This window comes from Gordonia sp. NPDC057258 (genome assembly GCF_042668985.1).
Taxonomy (GTDB): domain Bacteria; phylum Actinomycetota; class Actinomycetes; order Mycobacteriales; family Mycobacteriaceae; genus Gordonia; species Gordonia hongkongensis.
On record NZ_JBHUXZ010000080.1, the window covers coordinates 1 to 1632 of the forward strand.

The following is a 1632-nucleotide window of genomic DNA, read 5'->3' on the forward strand; positions in this document are numbered from 1 at the left end:
TCGGAGGAAGGTGGGGATGACGTCAAGTCATCATGCCCCTTATGTCCAGGGCTTCACACATGCTACAATGGCTGGTACAGAGGGCTGCGATACCGTGAGGTGGAGCGAATCCCTTAAAGCCAGTCTCAGTTCGGATTGGGGTCTGCAACTCGACCCCATGAAGTCGGAGTCGCTAGTAATCGCAGATCAGCAACGCTGCGGTGAATACGTTCCCGGGCCTTGTACACACCGCCCGTCACGTCATGAAAGTCGGTAACACCCGAAGCCGGTGGCCTAACCCCTTGTGGGAGGGAGCTGTCGAAGGTGGGATCGGCGATTGGGACGAAGTCGTAACAAGGTAGCCGTACCGGAAGGTGCGGCTGGATCACCTCCTTTCTAAGGAGCACACAACATCACCCATTTCTGCCGGCGTATGTCTGTGCGGTGGGTGTGTGTTCGAGGGTGAAACATCAGACAGGCCCACTCCTTCTACACCGGTAGAAGGATCGGGGGTTACCGCGGGTCCGTGAGGGCTGGCGGGTTCATTGTCACGCTATCGGGGTTCTGAGAGAACACACGCGTGTTGTCTCTGACCTAGCTGTTCGGCTGATCATGCTGTTGAGGTGTCCTGTGATGGGGTGCGGAGGTGTGGGAGGTGGGATGGTGTGTGTTGTTTGAGAAGTGCATAGTGGATGCGAGCATCTTTATTTCATATCAACGTTATGCGTTGGTCTGTGATTTAGCAGATATGTAGTGTTTTGTGATGTCTACATTCGATCCTCTTGTTGGGGGGTTGTTTGTAGGTGTTGTTGTAAGTGTGTAAGGGCGTTCGGTGGATGCCTTGGTACCAGGAGCCGATGAAGGACGTGGTAGGCCGCGATAGTCCTCGGGGAGTTGTCAAACGAGCTGTGATCCGAGGGTGTCCGAATGGGGAAACCCAGCACGAGTGATGTCGTGTTACCACCAGCTGAATGTATAGGCTGTGTGGGGGGAACGTGGGGAAGTGAAACATCTCAGTACCCATAGGAAGAGAAAACAATTGTGATTCCGTGAGTAGTGGCGAGCGAAAGCGGAGGAGGCTAAACCATGCGCATGTGATACCGGGTAGGGGTTGTGTGTGTGGGGTTGTGGGGTTCGTCTTCTTCCATCTGCCTGTGGAAGCGTGAGTGAGAAAATCGTGTGTTAGGTGAAGTGGCCTGGAATGGTCTGCCGTAGTCGGTGAGAGTCCGGTAGCTGAAAACACATGGTCTTGCGTGACGGTGTCCCCAAGTAGCAGCGGGCTCGTGGAATCTGCTGTGAATCTGCCGGGACCACCCGGTAAGCCTGAATACTTCCTGGTGACCGATAGCGGACTAGTACCGTGAGGGAAAGGTGAAAAGTACCCCGGGAGGGGAGTGAAATAGTACCTGAAACCGGACGCTTACAATCCGTCAAAGCCTGTGCCTTCGGGGCGGGTGATGGCGTGCCTTTTGAAGAATGAGCCTGCGAGTTAGTGCTCGGTGGCGAGGTTAACCCGTGTGGGGTAGCCGTAGCGAAAGCGAGTCTGAATAGGGCGATAGAGTCGCCGGGTCTAGACCCGAAGCGGAGTGATCTACCCATGGCCAGGGTGAAGCGTCGGTAAGACGTCGTGGAGGCCCGAACCCACTTCAGTTG

At 55.3% G+C, this 1632-nt stretch carries 2 rRNA genes; both read left to right on the forward strand.

From position 1 onward, the window contains the following. Positions 1-375: ribosomal RNA gene (locus tag ACFUEJ_RS24155) — 16S ribosomal RNA — on the forward strand; the annotation flags it as partial. Positions 376-788: 413 nt separating this feature from the next. Next, positions 789-1632: ribosomal RNA gene (locus tag ACFUEJ_RS24160) — 23S ribosomal RNA — on the forward strand; the annotation flags it as partial.